17 protein-coding genes are annotated in these 18646 nt (G+C 66.3%); 4 read left to right on the forward strand and 13 right to left on the reverse strand.

The window, feature by feature from the left end; all coding sequences use genetic code 11:
• Positions 1-12: 12 nt before the first annotated feature.
• Complete coding sequence (locus tag A1351_RS00655) at positions 13-807, reverse strand: EcsC family protein (protein WP_064031921.1); 795 nt, start codon at positions 805-807, stop codon at positions 13-15.
• A 250-nt stretch (positions 808-1057) separates the two neighbouring features.
• On the opposite strand from A1351_RS00655, the gene A1351_RS00660 reads away from it, so the two are divergent.
• Positions 1058-1654 carry a DUF992 domain-containing protein gene (locus A1351_RS00660; protein WP_064031897.1) on the forward strand — a complete coding sequence of 199 codons (597 nt, stop codon included), beginning with the start codon at positions 1058-1060 and terminating at the stop codon, positions 1652-1654.
• Between the two features lie 36 nt (positions 1655-1690).
• Here A1351_RS00660 and A1351_RS00665 read toward each other — a convergent pair whose 3' ends face one another.
• From A1351_RS00665 to A1351_RS00675, 3 genes are read right to left on the reverse strand one after another with little or no spacing between them, the layout of a single operon-like run.
• Positions 1691-2419 (reverse strand): SDR family NAD(P)-dependent oxidoreductase, encoded by a 729-nt coding sequence (locus A1351_RS00665; protein WP_024880632.1) that lies wholly within the window; start codon positions 2417-2419, stop codon positions 1691-1693.
• The gene (locus A1351_RS00670) at positions 2416-2967 is read right to left on the reverse strand and encodes a Uma2 family endonuclease (RefSeq protein WP_064031898.1); all 552 of its coding nucleotides are present in this window, start codon (positions 2965-2967) and stop codon (positions 2416-2418) included. The genes A1351_RS00665 and A1351_RS00670 overlap by 4 nt, the downstream gene beginning before the upstream one ends.
• A 6-nt stretch (positions 2968-2973) precedes the next feature.
• On the reverse strand, positions 2974-3597 hold the full coding sequence (locus tag A1351_RS00675; protein ID WP_024880630.1) for a DUF938 domain-containing protein: 624 nt from the start codon (positions 3595-3597) through the stop codon (positions 2974-2976).
• A 139-nt stretch (positions 3598-3736) separates the two neighbouring features.
• Here A1351_RS00675 and A1351_RS00680 point away from each other — a divergent pair, with 139 nt between their 5' ends.
• On the forward strand, positions 3737-6877 hold the full coding sequence (locus A1351_RS00680) for an autotransporter domain-containing protein (RefSeq protein ID WP_064031899.1): 3141 nt from the start codon (positions 3737-3739) through the stop codon (positions 6875-6877).
• Positions 6878-7036: 159 nt separating this feature from the next.
• Here the strand turns inward: A1351_RS00680 and purF are convergent, their stop codons facing one another.
• From purF to A1351_RS00725, 9 genes are all read right to left on the reverse strand, one after another.
• Positions 7037-8530 (reverse strand): amidophosphoribosyltransferase, encoded by a 1494-nt coding sequence (gene purF / locus A1351_RS00685; protein WP_024880628.1) that lies wholly within the window; start codon positions 8528-8530, stop codon positions 7037-7039.
• A gap of 39 nt (positions 8531-8569) precedes the next feature.
• A complete protein-coding gene (locus tag A1351_RS00690) occupies positions 8570-9253 on the reverse strand; it encodes a CvpA family protein (protein ID WP_024880627.1) in 684 nt (227 codons plus the stop codon).
• 345 nt (positions 9254-9598) lie between these two features.
• A complete protein-coding gene (locus tag A1351_RS00695) occupies positions 9599-9874 on the reverse strand; it encodes a hypothetical protein (protein ID WP_024880626.1) in 276 nt (91 codons plus the stop codon).
• Positions 9875-10251: 377 nt separating this feature from the next.
• A complete protein-coding gene (gene radA, locus A1351_RS00700; RefSeq protein WP_064031900.1) occupies positions 10252-11670 on the reverse strand; it encodes a DNA repair protein RadA in 1419 nt (472 codons plus the stop codon).
• Positions 11663-12832, reverse strand: a complete 1170-nt coding sequence (locus A1351_RS00705; RefSeq protein WP_064031901.1) for an MFS transporter — start codon at positions 12830-12832, stop codon at positions 11663-11665. Before A1351_RS00705 ends, radA begins: the two co-directional genes overlap by 8 nt.
• A gap of 141 nt (positions 12833-12973) precedes the next feature.
• Positions 12974-13369 (reverse strand): integration host factor subunit alpha, encoded by a 396-nt coding sequence (locus tag A1351_RS00710; RefSeq protein WP_024880623.1) that lies wholly within the window; start codon positions 13367-13369, stop codon positions 12974-12976.
• A gap of 222 nt (positions 13370-13591) precedes the next feature.
• Entirely contained in the window at positions 13592-14581 is a 990-nt protein-coding gene (locus A1351_RS00715) for a beta-ketoacyl-ACP synthase III (RefSeq protein ID WP_024880622.1), read from the reverse strand.
• Positions 14578-15627 (reverse strand): phosphate acyltransferase PlsX, encoded by a 1050-nt coding sequence (gene plsX, locus A1351_RS00720; RefSeq protein ID WP_024880621.1) that lies wholly within the window; start codon positions 15625-15627, stop codon positions 14578-14580. The genes A1351_RS00715 and plsX overlap by 4 nt, the downstream gene beginning before the upstream one ends.
• A gap of 329 nt (positions 15628-15956) precedes the next feature.
• Positions 15957-16583 (reverse strand): DUF177 domain-containing protein, encoded by a 627-nt coding sequence (locus tag A1351_RS00725; RefSeq protein WP_064031922.1) that lies wholly within the window; start codon positions 16581-16583, stop codon positions 15957-15959.
• A gap of 246 nt (positions 16584-16829) precedes the next feature.
• Between A1351_RS00725 and A1351_RS00730 the strand changes: the two genes are divergently transcribed.
• Positions 16830-17291 (forward strand): outer membrane protein assembly factor BamE, encoded by a 462-nt coding sequence (locus A1351_RS00730; RefSeq protein ID WP_036291045.1) that lies wholly within the window; start codon positions 16830-16832, stop codon positions 17289-17291.
• 369 nt (positions 17292-17660) lie between these two features.
• Positions 17661-18623 (forward strand): transglycosylase SLT domain-containing protein, encoded by a 963-nt coding sequence (locus tag A1351_RS00735; protein ID WP_245291545.1) that lies wholly within the window; start codon positions 17661-17663, stop codon positions 18621-18623.
• Positions 18624-18646: the final 23 nt, after the last annotated feature.

The raw sequence follows: 18646 nt of genomic DNA on the forward strand, positions 1-18646 counted from the left end.
GCTACTCGCCGATCAAGCGGACGCCGCGCGTCCGGCCATTCGCGCATATTCGCCGAAGACGATCTCGCGGCCATAGGCGCGCTCCAATCGCCGCACGGTGAAATGGCCGCGCGCCAGTGATTGGAAATGCCGTGTGAAGGCGATATTGACCGCCGCCCCGCCGAGAGCGCCGAGTATGGGCGCCGCTTGCGCCGCGGCCTTTTGCGAGACGACGACGCCGAAGCGCGTCGAAATTTGCGCGATGAGCCGCGCCAGCACCGGCGCCGTCTCGTCGGCGACCGCGGTCGCGGCGACATAATGCGCGGCGTCGCTCACCGTTTTGGCGAGCAGGCCGCGAATGGCGAGATAGCCGCCCTCTAGGATATTGCCTTCCTCCGCATGGCCGCCGAGCGCGAAGACCTGCAGGCAGGCGATCGTCGACTCTGGATCGGCGAGGTCCTCGCCCTCGCTGCGGGCGATGTCGGCGATCGAGCGCAGCATGATCACGGTGGAGACCGGCAGCTCGATCGGCAGGCTGGCGAGGCCGATGGCGCCGCCGATGGCGCCGCTCGCCGCGGCGAGGCGCAGATGCAGCCGCGAGGCGTCGCGCGCCGGGGCGGCGGGATCGAGGCTCGAGATCGCGACGCGTAGGGCCGATTTGATGCCGCGGCGGGTCGCGCTCGCGGCCACTTCCTGCAGCGCCGTCGGAATGATGCGGCCGGCGAAGCCGATCTGCCGTCCGGCCAGCGCGGTGAGCCGTTCGGCGAAGCTCTCGCGCTCCAGAATTTCGACCGCCGCTTGCAGAGCGGCGCGGTCGGCCTCCGTCATCGGCCGCTCGATCACGACGGGAAGTGCCTGCGACACGCTTGTTTTTCCTCTCCGATCGCTCCCGCCCCGGCCGCTAAGATCGGATGAAAAAGCCCGCGCTGCAAGGGCGAGCGCGGCCCTGTGCGGGGACGCACTTTCAGAGGGCCTTCTCTGTCCTTATGTGACGGCGAAGCACAAGACGGGCTTTCGAAAGCGCCGCGCATGTTTTCCCGCAGAGGGCGGGGGGCGCGGCGACAATGGGGAGGTGACTATGACGGCTTATCTCAAGTCTCTGTTTCGTTTGGCGGCGGCTCCGGTCGGCGTCGCGGCTCTGTTGGCGACGCTCGCGCCGGTCTCCGCCTCGGCGCATGGCCGCGCCGGCGTGCTGGAGTGCAAGCTCTCCGGCGACAAGGTCGCCATCGTCGTCGAGGAGCGCACGGTCGATTGTCTTTTCGAAGATGAGAGCGGCGCGCCGCCGGTCCATTATGTCGGCAGCGTCACCAATGTCGGCGCGGTGATCGGCGTCGGCGGTCCGGGCGAGCTCGCCTGGGGCGTTGTGGCGGCGAGCGGCGCCACGGGTCCGGGCGCTCTCGCCGGCGATTATGTCGGCGCGCATGGCTCTTTCGCGCTCGGCGTCGGCGGCGGCGGCTCGGTTCTCGTCGGCGGCTCCAATGACACTGTGACGCTGCAGCCGATTTCGGTCGAGGCGAATACGGGTCTCATTCTCTCGGCTGGCGTCGGCCATCTCAGCCTGCGCTACGCGCCGGAGCCGGTCGGTCGCCACGGCCGCCATCACGGCCATTTCTGCCACCGCCATCATCACCACCACCATCATCATCATCATCATCATCATTACCATCACCGCTGAGGGTGAGGCGGAGTGGCGTGGGCGCCTTTCGGGCGCTCACGCGAAATCGATGATGCTGTCGGTCGGAAAGTCGTAGAGCTTGCCTGTCTCGGTCCAATCCGGGCGGCACAGAGCGACGAGCTTGGGCGCCAATTCCTCGGGCGTGCGCAGCGTCATCGGATCTTCGCCCGGCATTGCGGCGGCGCGCATCTGCGTGCGCAGCGGGCCGGGGTTGGCCAGCATCACCTTCACTTGTGAGGTGTTCTGCGTCTCGGCGGCGTAAGTGCGGCCGAGCGCGTTCAGCGCCGCTTTGGTGACGGCGTAAGGCCCCCAATAGGGCTTGATGCGATGCGCCGCGCCGGAGGTGACGAACACCGCGCGTCCCGCATCGGACGAGCGCAAGAGAACATCCATCGCGCGAATGAGCCGCCAATTGGCGGTGACATTCACGTCGAAGAGACGGCTCCATTGCGGCGGATCGACATGCGGAAGCGGCGTCACCGGGCCGAGCAGGCCGGCGTTGCCGACTAGAATGTCGAGCTTCTTCCAGCGCTCGTGAATGCAGGCGCCGAGCCGGTCGAGATTGTCGAATTCGGTGACGTCGAGCGGGACGATGGTCGCCTGACCGCCGAAGCCGACGATCTCGTCATAGAGGAATTCGAGCGCGCCTTGCCCGCGCGCCAGCGCGACGACATGCGCGCCCTCGCGCGCGAGAGCGACGGCGAGCGCGCGGCCTATGCCGCGCGAGGCGCCGGTGACGAGGGCGACGCGGCCTTCCAGAGTCATGCGAAAATATCCTTCAGCGCGAGGTCGAGGCCCGGCGGGTCGAGCCGGATCGACCCTTCGGTCACGGTCTCTTCTCGCGACGCCGCCGCGCCGTCACGGCGGCAATGCGTCACGGCGCGGCGGGCGAGATCGACGATGAGATAATGGGCGAGGCTCGCCACACGGAAATAGCCCTCCCGCTTCACGCTCTCGTCGTTCGTATCGGAGGAGGGGCCGAGAACCGTGACGACGACGATAGGGGCGGGGGCGAGCATGTCTTCCGTTGCGACGGGAGCGCCGCAATTCACCAGAATGTCGGGCTCATAGACATTTTGCGCATCCACTGCGACGCCCAGGCCGCCGACATAGGCCTCGCACGGCGCGCCGGCGCGGGCCAGAGCCTCGGCGATGGCGCGCCAGATCTTGCCCTTGGCCGCCACTTGCTCCGACGGCTCGCGCGGCATGGGGACGATCTCGCCATCGACGAGCTCATAACGGCCTTCCTCATGCCGTTCCGACCAGGCGAGGAAGTCCGCTATCGTCATCAGCTCGCGGGCGGGCGCTGTCATGAGCGCCTATCTAGCACGGAGCAGGCGAAACACGAGGGTCAGATTATTGGCCGGCATCTCCACGATGCGCGGCTCGGAAAACCCGTTTTTCTGCGCGCAGGCGATCACCGTCTCTATGTCGCGCACGCCCCAGGCGGGATTGTTGGCGCGCAGGCTGGCGTCGAACTCCTCATTGCTCGGCGCGGTATGGGCGCCGCCGCGCTTATAGGGGCCGTAGAGGCAGACTGGCGCGCCCTCCGGCAGCATCGCCGCCGCCGTGGCGAAGAGGCTCTCCGTCGACGCCCAAGGCGAGATATGGATCATGTTGATGCAGACGATCGCATCCGCCTGCGTGACCGGCCAAGGCTGCTGAGTCGCATCCAGCGCGAGCGGCGCGCGGAGATTGGGAAGCCCCATCGCTGCGACCCAGGCGGCGACGCTCTCCCGCGCTCTTTCGTCGCGGTCCGTGGGCTGAAACACGAGGCCCGGCAGATGCGCCGCGAAATGCGCGGAATGCTCGCCCGTGCCACTGGCGATCTCCAGCACGAGCCCTTCCGCAGGCAGCTCCTCGCGCAGCACGTCGAGGATCGGTCCGCGATTGCGCGCGGCGGCGGGGGCGTAGAGGCGTTTGTCGTCTGCTTCGGGCGTCATCGAGGGCCTTTCCGATCGCGTGCGAAGCAAGAGCGGGGCCGCGGTGTCTCGGCCGCGATGTCATCAGGCATACACGAAGGAGCAATAGGGGCAAGCGAACAGCAAAGTTCCAGCTAAGTTCATGAGGAGAGCCGCAAAAATGAAACGACGTCTCTTGGCCTCGGCGGCGTTCGCCGGCGCCTTCGGCATTGCGCCTAATGCCGCCATGGCGCAATCGGCGACCAATATCGCCAATGCCAATCTGCTCTCCGGCTTCAGCCTTCTCGGCAACACGCCGGCGGGCGTCACTGTTCTGAATCAAAATCTCGCCACCGCGATCAGCATCAACAATAATTCTTCCGCGGCAGTGCGGGCGCAGGCGATTTCCGACAATACGATCGCCTCGCTCGTCGGCTCCATGCAGAATGGCATGTCGGTGGCGGACGGCCTCGGCTCCAAGCTTTTCGCCGTTTTCGCGACCAAGGACTCCGTCGCGGCCAATTTCACCGCGACGAGCCTGTCGACGAATTTCTCCAGCCTCTTCACCCAGATCAACACGCTGATCACGGCGGGCGACTCGGCCTTCACCAAGAATTATTTCGCCAATGGCAGCACGGATGGCAATCCGGCGCATCAGGCGGTCGGCGTCTCGCTGCCGGCCGGCGGCCAGTTCAATGTCTATGACAAGGCCTATAATCCGCTGCCCGCCAACGCCAACACCGTGGGCGACAGCCGTCCGGCGCAGGTGGCGCCGACGCAGATTCAGACCTTCGTCGCCAATGACTATTTCGGCGTCAGCACGGATACGGCCAAGGCCGTCATTCCGACGCTGAAGAGCAACGCCTCCTTCCCGAGCGGCCACTCCACCTATGGCTTCACCTCGAGCCTGCTGCTCGCGATCATGGTTCCCGAGCGCTATCAGCAGCTCATCACGCGCGGAGCCGAATTCGGCAACAGCCGCATCGTGCTCGGCGCGCATTATCCGCTGGACGTCATCGGCGCGCGCATCCAGACCTATTATGATCTGGTGCAGATATTGAACGGCAATCCCGATTACGCCAATCGGACCGTGCCGGGGCTGCTCGGCGGAACCATCACCACGACCAGCGACTTCCCGGCTCTCTTTGCCGCCGCGCAGAGCGATCTTCGCGCGCTGCTGAGCACATGCTCGGGCGGCGTCGCCGCTTGCGCGACGACATCGGCGACGGATCGCTTCAGCAGCATCTCGACCGACAAGGCCAATTACACCTATTGGCTGACCTATGGCCTCTCGCCGGTCGGCGCCACCAATCTCGCGCCGGTCGTTCCCGTCGGCGCGGAAGTGCTGATCGCCAGCCGCTTTCCCTATCTCACCACCGCGCAGCTGCGCGACGTGCTGGCGACGACGGAGCTCGCTTCCGGCCAGCCGCTCGACGACGGCTCGGGCTATGCGCGGCTCAATCTTTTCGCCGCCGCGGATGGCTATGGCTCCTTCGGCTCGCAGGTCTCCGTGACGATGAATGCGGCGCTCGGCGGCTTCAACGCTCAGGATTCGTGGAACAACGATATTTCCGGCGTGGGCGGCCTCACATTGAATGGAACCGGCCGTCTGACGCTCACCGGAGCGGACACTTACACGGGGCCGACCATCGTCAATGGCGGCACGCTGGAAGTCGCCGGCTCGATCGTCTCGGCGAGCACGGTGAATGCGGGCGGCACGCTCGCCGGCGCCGGCACGGTCGGCAATGTGACGGTGAATTCGGGCGGAACGCTCGCGCCCGGCGCTGTGGACACGATCGGGACGCTGACCGTCAAAGGCGCGCTCGCCTTCCAGCCGGGCTCGATCTATTCGGTGCGCGCGACGCCGCTGCTCGCGGATCGGACCAATGTCACGGGGACGGCCGCGCTCAACGGCTCGGTGAATGTTCTCGCCGGCTCCGGCCTCTATCTGCCGAGCACGGCCTACACCATCCTCAACGCCCAGGGCGGCGTTACGGGGAGCTTCGCCAGCGTTGGAACCAATCTCGCCTTTCTGACGCCGCGGCTCGGCTATGACGCGAATAATGTCTATCTGAGCTTGAACCGCAATGATCTCGCCTTCGGCGCGGTGGCGGCGAGCGCCAATCAGCGCGCCGTGGCCAATGCGCTGACGGCGGCGAGCATTGGCCCCTATGGCGCAGCGGGCGCGAGCCTGTTCAACACGCTCTATCTGCAGACGGCGCAGGGCGCGCAAGCGAGCTTCGACACGCTGAGCGGCGCCGGCCTCGCGGGCGCGCAATCGACCGCGATCCATGTCGGCGCGCTGGCGAGCTCGGCGATCGCCGATCAGGCCGCCTTCTGGCGCTCCGGCGAGATGAGCGACGTCACCGGAATCACCTCGCGCGAGAGCGTCGCCGGCGCGCTCAACTATACGAAGCTCGAATCGCGCAAAGGCCCCATCGTCGTGAAGAGCCCGCCGGCCTTCACCCGCACCTGGCGCGCCTGGGGCTCCTTCTTCGGCGGCGCGGTGGACACCTCGGCGGACGCCGGCCTCGGCGCGCCTTCCGCCAAGGCCAATTATTATGGCGGAATCATCGGCCTCGATTATCAGATCGATCCCGATTGGCTCATCGGCGTCGCGGCGGGCGGCAGCTCATCGAACTTCTCCGTCGCGTCGCAGCAGAGCAGCGGCGAGATCACCGCTTTCCACGGCGGCGTCTATACGAGCCGTCTCTTCGGCCGTTCCTATGTCGAATTGAGCGAGACTTTCAGCGTCTTCCAGAATTCGACGACGCGCACGGCCGGCGGCTTCGGCTTCCTGCCCTATGACAAGCTCACGGCGGATTTCTCCTCGCGCGAATATCGCACGCGTGGCGAGATCGGCCATGGCTATGACATAGGCCGCATGAAGCTGACGCCCTTCGCCGCGGCGGAGGTCGCCTTCTACGAATCCGACGCCTTCACCGAGAAGGGCCTCAATCCGGCGAGCCCGCTGGCGCTGACGAATAGAGGCCAATCGACGACCTCGCTGCCGACCTTCCTCGGCCTGCGTTTCTCCGACAGCTTCCGCCTCGACAATGGCTGGCGCGTCACGCCCACGGGCAGCGTCGCTTGGGTGCATGAGTTCTTCCCGCAGCGACGCATGACCAATACGCTGGTCGCGCTGCCGGGGGCGAGCTTTTCCGTCTTCGGTCCGCGGGAGGCCTATAATCTCGCGCAGATCAAGGCCGGCGCGCAGCTCTATCTCGAAGATCGGCTCGCGCTCTTCGTGGATTTCCAGGGCGAGTTTTCGGATCTGACGCGCAGCTATGGCGGCAAGGGCGGGCTGAAATACAGCTGGTGAATAATCGGCTGCGCCGCCCCCGAATTTCGGGGGCGGCGATTTGCGCCGCCGCAGGCGCGCATTCGCTCCGAGGATTCGTCATCTCTGAGTCGAGATCCGCGAAATCGCGCGTGACGAGCCGCGCGCTCGTCGCCAGCGCAATTCCGGCAATCTATGCGCTCAGCTCGCCTCCGCCAGCAGCGACAGCTGCGTCCTCACGCGCTCCTCCGTCACATCGGTGAGCGTCGTCGGATAGTCGCCCGTGAAGCAATGGTCGGTGAATTGCGGCCGCACGGGATCGCGCTTCTCCTCGCCCATGGCGCGGTAGATGCCGTTGATCGACAGAAAGGCCAGGCTGTCCGAGCCGATATATTGCCGCATCTCCTCGAGCGTATGCGTCGCGGCGAGCAGCTTCTCCTTCTGCGGCGTGTCGATCCCGTAATAATCGGGATTGGTGATCGGCGGCGAGGAGATGAGGAAATGCACCTCACGCGCGCCGGCGTCGCGCATCATCTGCACGATCTTCACCGAGGTGGTGCCGCGCACGATCGAATCGTCGATCAGGATCACGCGCTTGCCGGAGACGACGGAGCGATTGGCGCTGTGCTTCAGGCGCACGCCGATCTCGCGCACGGTCTGCGTCGGCTGAATGAATGTGCGGCCGACATAATGATTGCGGATGATGCCGAGCTCGAAGGGAATGCCCGACTCGCGCGCATAGCCGAGCGCCGCCGGCACGCCGGAATCCGGCACGGGCACGACGACATCCGCCTCGATCCTCCGCTCGCGGGCGAGCTCCGCGCCCATAGCCTTGCGCACCTCATAGACGGGCCGGCCGTGGACGATGGAATCGGGACGCGCGAAATAAATGTATTCGAAGATGCAGGGACGCATCGCCTGCGGCGGGAAAGGCTTGACGCTCTCCAGCCCTTCCTCCGAGATGATGACGACCTCGCCATTCTCGACGTCGCGGACGAAGCGCGCGCCGATGATGTCCAGCGCGCAGGTCTCCGAGGCGAGAATATATTTGCCGTCCAGCTCGCCGATGACGAGCGGGCGAATGCCGAGCGGATCGCGCGCGCCGATCAGCTTCTTGTTGGACAGCACCACCAGCGCATAGGCGCCCTCTATGGAGCGCAGCGCCTCGATGAAACGCTCGACCAGCCGCGTCTTGCGGCTGCGCGCCACGAGATGGAGAATCACCTCTGTGTCGGAGGTCGATTGGAAGATCGCGCCTTCCTCGATCAGATCGCGGCGCAGCGTATGGGCGTTGGTGAGATTGCCATTGTGGCCGATGGCGAAGCCGCCCGTGTTGAGCTCGGCGAACAGCGGCTGCACATTGCGCAGGATCGTCTCGCCGGTCGTGGCGTAGCGGACATGGCCGATCGCCGAATTGCCTGGCAGGCGCTTGATCGTGCTCTCATGCGAGAAATGATCGCCGACGAGGCCGAGGCGGCGCTCCGAGTTGAAGCGCTTGCCATCGAAGGCGACGATGCCCGCCGCCTCCTGTCCGCGATGCTGCAGCGCATGCAGTCCGAGCGCGGTCAGAACCGTCGCCTCGGGATGATCGAATATGCCGAAGACCCCGCAATATTCGCGGAGCCGGTCGCCGTCGAGATCATCGTCCGACATGGAAGGACGCCCGCCGCCGCCGTCCAAGTCCGAACCGCTCATTCGCTTCTCTCCTCGGGCGTCTCGCCCACTCGCCCACGCTCAGCGCGCTTTTCGCCCGGAGACGAGGGCGTCCAGTTTCTGTTGCTCGTTCGCGCCATATGTGGCGACGGACGGATGATTTGTAAGATCGCCGCGCTTTTCGGGCGCAGTCTCGGCGTCGCTCTTGCCGGCGTCGCCGTCGGACTCGGCCGGCGGCTCTTCCGCGCCGACGCCCTTCTTCGTCTTGATCTTGGCGACCAACCCCTCGATGTCGTCGGGCAGATATTCCCGCAGCTTGTCGCCGGAGGCCTGCAGCACCGGCTTGGTGCGGGCGTTCTTGATCCACTCCGGCTGGCTCGCGTCCGGCACCAGCCAAGCATAGAACAGGAAGGCCACCACGGCGAGCAGCAAGCCGCGCGCCGCGCCGAAGAGGAAGCCCAGCGTGCGGTCCAGCGCGCCGATCTTGGAGTCGAGAATGACGTCCGAGAGCTTCACGGTGAACAAGGACACGACCACCAGCGTTGCGAAGAACACGACCGCCGCCGCCGCCAGCAGGGCGATATTATCCTTCGGCACATAGGGTTTCACATAAGGCACGAGCAACGGATGCAAGTAGTAGGCCGCCGCTGCGGCCGCCACCCAGGACAAAATGGCCAGCACCTCGCGCGTGAAGCCGCGCAGCAGCGCGAGCAGGCCCGAGACCAGCACCACTATGGTGACGGCGAGATCGAGATAGGACGGCATGTGCAAGGCCTCTCGTGTTTCGTCTGCTCTAGAGCGCGGTCGGGCGCTCTAACGTGAATCCCTTGGGTCGCGCTCGGCGCTCGGGCCGCGCTCCGAAAGGCGCAGCTGAAGCTCGAGGCCGGCGCGTTCGTCATCGCCGTCGGAATCTCGGCGCAGAGTATAAGGGAGCGGCCCAAATTCGTCACGTCCCGGCGCAGGCGGCGCTGTTTGTCCACAAGCGCGCGCGAACAGGCGCTACAAACCCCGCGATTGCGGCATTTGCGAGAAGCGCGGGCGCGGGCGGCATGGCCGCGAGAGGCGCGGCGCAGGCGGCGTGCGGAGGAAGCGGGGCGGCCGCATGGGCGCTCAGGCGGCGCGGCGAATCTCTCCCAGGGTGGAGGCGGCGATCATCAGCGCCATGCCGTGCAGGCGGGCCTCGTCGCGGCCCTGCCAGCGGCGCAAGATAACGCGGAAGAGCTCGTCCATCACCGTCTCGTCTATGGCCTCGAGCGAGCGCTCTTCTATATTGGCGCGGCGCGCGAGCAGAACGAGATCGTTGCGGGCGTCGCGCGCCATGAGCGGCTCGCCCTCGAGCAGGCTGCGCCACATGCGGCAATGCTGCCGTCCCAGAGCGTCCCACATCTGTCGACGTCCTCGAAACCAGGCCTCGTAGACACTGAATATTCGATCCGCGACTAATGGTTCACTCCAGCGGGCGATTTCTCTGCTCGTCTCCGCAAATTCCCGAGATTGCATTGGTCGGCCTCGTGGAAACTTGAAAAACGCGTGATTCGCTGAATGAAATCATTATTGCGCGTGGTTAATTTTCTGCAACCATCCCCGCCGGGCGCTGCACCGATTATTCTGCGTCTACGTCGTCATTCCTGTGATGTTTGTTGAGGGAGACAAGTAAAAACACCTATTTGTCAGGGCCGTGACTACGTATTCTGAGTGGAGTGGAAAGAGGTTCGCGCAGCCGCGCCGGTCGTTCAGGCGCGCGAAAAAGCCTTCCGGCGGCGTCAGCTCTGCCGCTGCGGACGTCCACGCTCGCGCGCGCCGACCGAATCTTTCGCAATGTCGGCGACCAGCGCGGCGACATGGCCGCAATGCGACAAAGCGACACCCGACGCTTTGTCGTCTTCGCTCGTCTGCTGCGCCTGCGGCAGCACGGCGCGGCGAAAGCCGAGCTTGCCGGCCTCCTTCAGCCGTGCGCCGGCGTGAATGACCGGCCGCACCGCGCCGGAGAGCGCGATCTCGCCGAAAAACAGCAGCTCGGCGGGCAGAGTGGCGCCGGTCAGCGAGGAGACGAGCGCCGCTGCGGCGGCGAGATCGGCGGCCGGCTCATCGGCGCGCAGGCCGCCAGCGACATTGAGATAGACATCATGCATGCCGAGCTTCAGCCCGGCATGGGCTTCCAGCACGGCGAGTATCATCGAAAGCCGATTCGAATCGAAGCCGACGACGGCGCGGCGCGGCGTGCCGAGCGAGGTGGGCGCGACCAGGGCCTGAATCTCCACCAGCATGGGGCGCTGGCCCTCCATGCCGGCGAGCACGGCGGCGCCCGGCGCAGCGGCGTCGCGGCCGGCGAGAAACAGGGCGGAGGGGTTGGCGACCTCGGCGAGGCCGGCGCCGGTCATCTCGAAGACGCCGATCTCACCGGTCGCGCCGAATCGGTTCTTGGAGGCGCGCAGCATGCGGAAGTGATGCGCGCTGTCGCCCTCGAAGGAGAGCACAGCGTCGACCATATGCTCGACGACGCGCGGGCCGGCGACCTGGCCGTCCTTGGTGACATGGCCGACGAGAATCACGGTGGAGCCGCTGAGCTTGGCGTGGCGCAGCAGCGCCTGGGCGCTGGCGCGCACTTGCGTCACCGTGCCGGGCGCCGAATCGGCCGCCTCCGTATGCATGGTCTGAATCGAATCGATGACGATCAGCGCCGCGCGCTTGCCGGCGGAGCAGGTGGCGAGAATATCCTCGACCTGCGTGGCGCCGGCGAGCTCGACCGGGGCGTCGGAAAGGCCGAGCCGTTCGGCGCGCAGCCGCACCTGCGCCGCGGCCTCTTCGCCGGAAATATAGATGACGCGCTCGCCCCGCCGCGCGAGGGCCGCGCAGGCCTGGATCAGCAGCGTCGACTTGCCGATGCCCGGCTCGCCGCCGAGCAGCGCCACTGAGCCGGGCACGAAGCCGCCGCCGGTCACACGGTCGAATTCTTCAATTCCGGTGGCGATGCGCGGGGCAGGGCTTGCGTCGCCGGCCAGCGCCTCGAGCGCGAAAGGCCGGCCGCGCCCGACGCGCGCCGTCGGACCGAAGGCGCCGCCGGCGCCGCCATTCTCCTCGACGATCGTGTTCCACTCGTTGCAGGATTCGCAGCGGCCCTGCCAGCGGTTCGTCACCGCCCCGCAGCTCTGGCAGACGAAGCTCTGGCGTGCTTTAGCCATGGCGCGCTTCGTCCTCTCCCGACATGGCCGGCAGAAGCGCCAGCGGCGCCAGCGCGGCGATGGCGGCGCAGCCATAGGCGAAGCCTTGGCCGCTCGCCTCGGCCAGCGCGCCGAAGGCGACATTGCCGGCGATCACCGCCACGGCGTTGGCGAGGCCAAAAACGCCGAAGCCGGTGGCGCGCAAATGCGCCGGCGCGGCGCGGGCGACCAGAGCCGAGAAGGCCACTTGCGCCAGCGCTATATGTAGGCCCCAGAGCGCGATCCCGACAAAGATGAAAGCGAGGTCCTGCGACGCCGCGAGCGCGGCCTCGGAGATCGCCAGCGTCACGCTCGCGGCGATGAGCAGCCGGCGCTCGCTCCAGCGATCGACGAGCTTGCCGGCCGGATAGGCGGCTAGCATGGCGACGAAGGACATTGCGACAAGCGTCAGCGGCGCGAAGGCGATGCGCAAGCCGGCGCCCGTCGCCCGCAGCACGAGAAACGCTTCGCCCACTCGCGCCGCGGCGAGCAGGGCGCCGAAGGAGAGCAGGAGCCAAAAGGCGCGCGGCAAATCAGAAAATCCGGCGAGCAGCGCCTTGCGGCCCGTAGCGGGCGGGCGTGTCTCCTCCGGCTCGTGAACGAAGACTGCGAGAACCAGCACGCAGATCAGCGCCGGCAGGCAGGCGATCCAAAAGACGAAGCGCGTGTCGTCATGCGTCGCCAGCATCAGGCCGATCGCCGCCAGCGGGCCGATGACCGCGCCAACCGTATCGAGCGTCTGGCGCAGGCCATAGGCGGCCCCGCGCTGCTCTGGCGTTGTGACGTCGGCGATCAGCGCATCGCGCGGCGCGCCGCGCAATCCTTTGCCCACACGGTCGAGCACGCGCGCGGCGATCACCTCCGTCGCGCCGCCGGCGAGCGGAAAGATCGGCTTGGTCGCCGCGGCGAGGCCGTAGCCGAACAGCGCCAGCCCTTTGCGCCGGCCGATCATGTCCGAGATGCGGCCCGAGACCACCTTCACGGCGAGCGCCGTCGCTTCCGCCGCGCCTTCGATCCAGCCGATTTCGGCGATGGCGACGCCGAGCGTTCCGGCGAGATAGACCGGCAGCAGCGCATGGATCATCTCGGAGGAGAAATCCATGAACAGCGAGGTGACGCCCAGCGCCCAGACGGCGGTGGGCATGGACGCTCGTCCGAACGTCTGCGCAGAGTCTCTGGCTCGCTCGCTCATGGCGCGCTTCTACGTCGCGGATCGAGGCTTCGGCAAGCGAAACGATCCGGGGACGCAAATTCCGATCGAACGGCGCCGCTCGATCGGAAAGCGCTAATCCTCTGTCTCGTGATGTCCGTTGATGCGTCCTCGCAGCACATTGGACGCTTTGAACATCACGACGCGGCGCGCGGTGATCGGCGCCGAGGCGCCTGTCTTGGGATTGCGTCCGACGCGCTCGCCTTTGGAGCGAATATGAAAGGAGCCGAAGGAGGAGAGCTTCACATCATCGCCGGAGACGATGGCGTTGAAAATCTCGGACAGCACAGCTTCGACGAACTCGCCGGACTCGGCGCGCGAGAGACCGATGCGGCGATGCACGGCGTCTGCGAGATCGGCGCGCGTCACCGTGTGATGTCCCTGTGAGGTTGGCGTCTCGGAAATGACGTTTTCGTCCCGGGAAAGGTCTTCGACTGCCGGCGGGGCTTTTTCTGAAACATTTTGCGACATGATCGGCCTTATCGATTCAAAACGAAACTAGCATCGTCGAGCTCGACTTTTTTTTCTGCCTTGTGACAACTCTCGCGCGAGAAGGGTTCGTCGCGGACGATCGCAACAGGCCGCCGCAGACCCCGATCGCGAGGAGCGAAAAACTCAATTTGATTATTTTTCAGAAACTACGGAGGAAATCAAGCACAGGTTGCAGTTTCACGACCGGGATTTCGTGGCGCCTCACCAGCGGATGAGCGCCGAACCCCATGTAAAACCGCCGCCGACCGCCTCGAGCATCACGAGATCGTCACGCTTGATGCGTCCGTCGTCGCGCGCGACCGACAATGCGAGGGGAATGGAGGCGGCCGAGGTGTTGCCGTGCAAATGCACTGTGGCGACGACTTTTTCCGGCGCGATGCCGAGCTTCGTCGCCGACATGTCGATGATGCGGCGATTGGCCTGATGCGGCACGAACCAGGAGAGATCGGCCGCCGTGAAGCCAGTCGCTGCGAAGGCGTCCGTCACGACATCCGTCACCATGCCGACGGCGAAGCGGAACACTTCCTTACCTTCCATGCGCAAATGGCCGACCGTTCCGGTCGAGGAGGGGCCGCCATCGACATGCAATTTCGCGCGATGGCGTCCGTCCGAGCGCAAATGCGTCGTCAATATGCCGCGCTCTGCGAGCGAGCCTTCGCTCTCGCGCGCCTCGAGCACTATGGCGCCGGCGCCATCGCCGAACAGCACGCAGGTCGTGCGGTCTTTCCAGTCGAGAATGCGCGAGAATGTCTCCGCGCCGATCACGAGCGCACGCTTGTGCGAGCCGGAGCGAAGAAACTTCTCCGCCGTCGTCAGCGCGTAGACGAAACCCGAGCACACGGCCTGAAGATCGAAGGCGGCGCCGTGCGTCATGCCGAGCGCGGCCTGAATCTGCGTCGCCGTGGAAGGAAAAGTATAGTCGGGCGTCGATGTGCCGACGATGACGAGATCGATATCCTCCGGGCCGAGGCCGGCGTCGGCCAGCGCGGCGCGCGCCGCTTTCTCGCCGAGCATGGAGGTGGTCTCGCCGGGCGCGGCGATGTGACGCTCCTTTATGCCGGTGCGCTGCGTGATCCATTCGTCGCTGGTGTCGACCGTGGCGGCGAGCTCCTCATTGGTGAGGATGCGGCTCGGCAGATAGCTGCCGAGGCCGACGACGACAGAGCGCAGAGGGCGCTGGATAAGAGTCACTGAGCGGCTTCCTGGTCGTCGCGGCGGCTCGAGGCCAGCATGTCGCGGATCTTGGAGAGCAGGCCTTGATGCGCCATCTCATAGCCGATCTCGACCGCGCGGGCGAAGGCCAGCGCATCGGCGCCGCCATGGCTCTTGATGACGATCCCCTCGAGGCCGAGAAACACGCCGCCATTGATGTTGCGAACGTCGATCTTGTCGCGCAGCTCGCGAAAGGCGCCGCGCGCCAGCAGATAGCCGAGCTTGGCGAGCCAGCTCCGCCCGATCGCCTCGCGCAGATAATTGGTGATCTGAGTCGCCGTGCCCTCGGCGGTCTTCAGCGCGATATTGCCGGAGAAGCCCTCGACGACGACGACATCGACGACGCCCTTGCCGATCTCGTCGCCCTCGACGAAGCCGTGATAGTCGAGATCGGGAAGCTCGGCCTCCTTCAGCAGACGCGAGGCGGTCTTGACCTCCTCGACGCCCTTGATCTCCTCGACGCCGACATTGAGCAGGCCGACGCTCGGCCGCTCGAGGTCGAAGAGCGAGCGCGCCATCGCCGCGCCCATGACGGCGAGATCGACGAGATGGCGCGCGTCCGCGCCGATGGAGGCGCCGACGTCGAGCACGATGGAGTAGCCGCGCGCCGTCGGGGCAGGCCATAGGCAGGCCAGCGCCGGACGCTCGATCTTGGCCATTGTGCGCAGGCAGACCTTCGCCATCGCCATCAGCGCGCCGGTGTTGCCGGCGGAGATGGCGACATCGGCCTCGCCTTTCTTCACCGCCTCGATCGCCTGCCACATGGAGGAGACGCGGCGGCCGGAGCGCAGCGCCTGGCTGGGCTTGTCGTCCATGCGCACGGCGACGTCGCAGTGACGGACGGTCGCGACATGGGCGAGGCGCGGATGCGCGGCCAGCTCGGCGCGAATCTGCCCTTCGTCGCCGAACAGCAGGAAGCTGCTGTCTGGATGACGATCGTGAGCGATGGCGGCGCCGGCTATGGTGACTTTCGGACCATGATCGCCGCCCATGGCGTCCAACGCTATGCGAATGGGCTGCGCCATTCTGCCTCGTCTCCCGAACTGAATACGAATTGCGAATGTCCGCGCGGCCCGCAACGCTCCGCCCCACGGGGCCGCCGGACGCGCGAAAGATGCGGCGAAGCGGAGCCGCTATGGCCCGCTTTTGCCCTCGGTTCCTCGCGATTTCTCGTCACGGACCGGGCTCGCCGCCGGCCCAAGGCGCCAGCGGCTGACGAATTGCCATTTGCGCGGCGCCAGCGCAAGAGCAATTCCTGCCGTCGCTCCAGCTTCCCACGAGCGAGCCGGTCTCGACGCATCGTCGCATGCCGCCGAATCTACAGGCTCTCCATCACGCTTTTGCAAAGCCGGGCTCAGTTTCTGTGCCCCTTGCCGAGCGCGTCGCGCAGGCCGGCGAAGGGCGAGACTTTCGCCGGCGGCTTCTCTTCCTCCACCTTCTCTTCAGGCGGAGCAAAGAGCGCCCCGGGCTTGCGAGGATAGGGATCGAGCGCCAGCGCCAGAAATTCCGCGACGATGGCGCCGAGATCGATTCGCCCATCGACGAGCGGATCGGGCGCATCCTCGTCGAGATCGGCGATGTGCCGGCTCGCTCTCGGCTCTTTCGGCTCCTCGGGCTCCGCTTCGCGCCGGCGCCGGGACATACGTTCCGTCGCGGGCGGGGCGGCGGGGGCGGCCTCCGGCGCAAAGGACACGTCGATGGGCTCGACGACGCGGGAGTCGAACTCCTCGAGCGTCACCACGCAGGTCTGGCGAACATCGGCGATGAGCTCGCCGGCGACGCGCAAGCCGCCGCGGCCCGCGCGCGTCACTTTCAGCTTCGCCTCGAGGCGGCCCAGCGCGACGAGATCATCCGCCTCGGCGAGGGCCGCGCGCTCGGAGGCGTCGGCGGAAATGGTCAGCTCCAGCCCATCCTCGGGAATGTCGACGGCGGCGAGAGGGCGCGAGAACGGGGTTTCGGGCAATTGCAGATCGTCGCTCATTCGCCGCTCCTTCTCCTCGGACGTCGCCGCCTCGGCCGACAATATGAAATATAGATGGGCGCCGCGCCCATTGGTCGAAGCTTCGCCATTTTCCGGCCATTGATACGGTCGAAGAGGCGCGGACGCCAGCCCGAGGGTTGCGCCGGAGGCGTCGCTGCTTGCTTTCGCGCAGAGCGAGAGTTAGGCAAGCTCGAACATTGTCGCGATAGAGGTCGGCCTCGGGAGAGGCGTAGCGCGGAGAGAAAAATGCGGTCTCGGGTTTCGCTCGTCGTCGTCTCGCGGCAGGCCCGCCGCCTCGCCGCGCTCGCTTTGGTCGCCGCGCCGCTCGCCGGGTGCCTCGGCTATGACGGCGTGATCAATCGCGGCGCCATCATCGAGGAGCGCAAGGCCGCGCAGGTGAAGGTCGGCATGGCGGCTCCGCAAGTGCTGGCTCTGCTCGGCACGCCCTCGACGACATCGACGATCGGCGGCGACGCCTGGTACTATGTCAGCCAGCGCATCGAGCGCGAGCTCGCCTTCCTGCCGCCCGAGGTCGCCGACCAGCACATTCTCTCCGTCTATTTCGACAAGACGAAAAAGGTCCAGCGCATCGCGGACTATGGGCTGAAGGACGGCAAGGTCGTCGATTTCATCAGCCGCACGACGCCCACGGCCGGGGCCGAGTTCAATTTCATCCGCAATATGCTGTCGAAGCTGACCAGCTTCTGACGATTCGAAAAAATCCCAGCTTTTTCAATCGCAAGCGTGGCTGTGTCGATTCGGCGCAAATGTGGCGGGCGAATCGGCCGGCCGGCTCCGTAGGTAGACGATCGCTTCATTTTTAAGGGTTTGTGGGAACTACGGAGCCCCGCCCGAATGTGACGCGCGCGTGACGCGCGCAGTCGATTTTTCGCCCCTCGCGGTTGCTAGCCTCTGTCTCGTCCAAACAACAGCGAGGAATGAAACAGAGTGTCTTTCGAAGCGATAGCTCCTGCCGTTCGCGGCGAAGCGTCGGCGCCGAAATGGTCGCGCTTTCTGCCCGTGTTCGACCGCGCAGACGCGGACCGCCCCCTCGCGGGGGCCGACGGATCCGTTCACATGCTCCTTCGCGCTTTCGCCATAGCGACGGCTCTCGCCTTCGCCCTGGTGGCCGCGCTGCTGTCTATGCCAGACGGCTGGGGCCGGTTCAGACTGTCGGAGGCGTCGCGAGGCGGCGCGCAGAGCCGCCGCGCGCCGCCGCCCTTGTTCTTTCTGACCAATCGCGGCCTCACCGATCAGCCGCTCGACGCCGATGCGGCCGAAGCGATGGGCGAGGCGGTGAAGGCCTGGTCCGGCGCCGCCGACGTCGCCAATGAGGCGCAGGCGAGCCTCTCCGGCGCCGCCCCGGCGGTGCTGCAATTCGGCCCGGTGCGCGTCGCCCGCGCCATTGTCGAGCATGTGGTGCTGGCGGCCAAGACCACCGGCTCCGATCCGGCCATGCTGATGGCGATCGCCGACAAGGAGTCGAGCTTCGCGCCCAAGGCCAAGGCCAGCACCTCCTCGGCGAGCGGCCTGTTCCAGTTCATCGATTCGACCTGGCTGAAGGCCGTGCGCATGTTCGGCCGCAGCCATGGCCAGGAGGCGGCGGCGCAGGCGATCGGCGGCGACTATCGCGTCGCGCCGCAGAAGCGCTCCGAGATTCTGGCCATGCGCAACGACCCCTATCTCTCCGCGGTCTTCGCCGCCGAGATGCTGAAGCACGACGGCGAGCGCATCGCCGAGCGAATCGGCCGTCCGCTGACCGTGGGCGAGACCTATCTCATCCACTTCCTGGGGCCGGACGACGCCGCCCGCTTCATGGCGAAGGTGGAGGAGGCGCCGAACACGCCGGCCGCCAAGCTGCTGCCGCGGCCCGCCCGCGCCAATAAGCCGATCTTCTTCGCCCGCCAGGGCAAGAAGATGAAGCCGAAGTCGGTGAGCGAGGTTCACGAGGCCTTCGAGACGATGATGGGACAGCGCTCCAACCGCTACAAGGGCGTGGAGCAGCAGCTGCCGGGCGGGGCGCTCGCCTTTACGGAATGAGCTTCTTTCGCAGAAAATGAGAA

The sequence above is a fragment of the Methylosinus sp. R-45379 genome (assembly GCF_001644125.1).
Lineage (GTDB): Bacteria > Pseudomonadota > Alphaproteobacteria > Rhizobiales > Beijerinckiaceae > Methylosinus.

Bases quoted from the DNA above. Each gene is read 5' to 3' on its own strand.
- A1351_RS00655 (WP_064031921.1), bottom strand. From the start codon at position 807: ATGACGGAGGCCGACCGCGCCGCTCTGCAAGCGGCGGTCGAAATTCTG.
- A1351_RS00660 (WP_064031897.1), top strand. From the start codon at position 1,058: ATGACGGCTTATCTCAAGTCTCTGTTTCGTTTGGCGGCGGCTCCGGTC.
- A1351_RS00665 (WP_024880632.1), bottom strand. From the start codon at position 2,419: ATGACTCTGGAAGGCCGCGTCGCCCTCGTCACCGGCGCCTCGCGCGGC.
- A1351_RS00670 (WP_064031898.1), bottom strand. From the start codon at position 2,967: ATGACAGCGCCCGCCCGCGAGCTGATGACGATAGCGGACTTCCTCGCC.
- A1351_RS00675 (WP_024880630.1), bottom strand. From the start codon at position 3,597: ATGACGCCCGAAGCAGACGACAAACGCCTCTACGCCCCCGCCGCCGCG.
- A1351_RS00680 (WP_064031899.1), top strand. From the start codon at position 3,737: ATGAAACGACGTCTCTTGGCCTCGGCGGCGTTCGCCGGCGCCTTCGGC.
- purF (WP_024880628.1), bottom strand. From the start codon at position 8,530: ATGAGCGGTTCGGACTTGGACGGCGGCGGCGGGCGTCCTTCCATGTCG.
- A1351_RS00690 (WP_024880627.1), bottom strand. From the start codon at position 9,253: ATGCCGTCCTATCTCGATCTCGCCGTCACCATAGTGGTGCTGGTCTCG.
- A1351_RS00695 (WP_024880626.1), bottom strand. From the start codon at position 9,874: ATGTGGGACGCTCTGGGACGGCAGCATTGCCGCATGTGGCGCAGCCTG.
- radA (WP_064031900.1), bottom strand. From the start codon at position 11,670: ATGGCTAAAGCACGCCAGAGCTTCGTCTGCCAGAGCTGCGGGGCGGTG.
- A1351_RS00705 (WP_064031901.1), bottom strand. From the start codon at position 12,832: ATGCCCACCGCCGTCTGGGCGCTGGGCGTCACCTCGCTGTTCATGGAT.
- A1351_RS00710 (WP_024880623.1), bottom strand. From the start codon at position 13,369: ATGTCGCAAAATGTTTCAGAAAAAGCCCCGCCGGCAGTCGAAGACCTT.
- plsX (WP_024880621.1), bottom strand. From the start codon at position 15,627: ATGGCGCAGCCCATTCGCATAGCGTTGGACGCCATGGGCGGCGATCAT.
- A1351_RS00725 (WP_064031922.1), bottom strand. From the start codon at position 16,583: ATGAGCGACGATCTGCAATTGCCCGAAACCCCGTTCTCGCGCCCTCTC.
- A1351_RS00730 (WP_036291045.1), top strand. From the start codon at position 16,830: ATGCGGTCTCGGGTTTCGCTCGTCGTCGTCTCGCGGCAGGCCCGCCGC.
- A1351_RS00735 (WP_245291545.1), top strand. From the start codon at position 17,661: ATGCTCCTTCGCGCTTTCGCCATAGCGACGGCTCTCGCCTTCGCCCTG.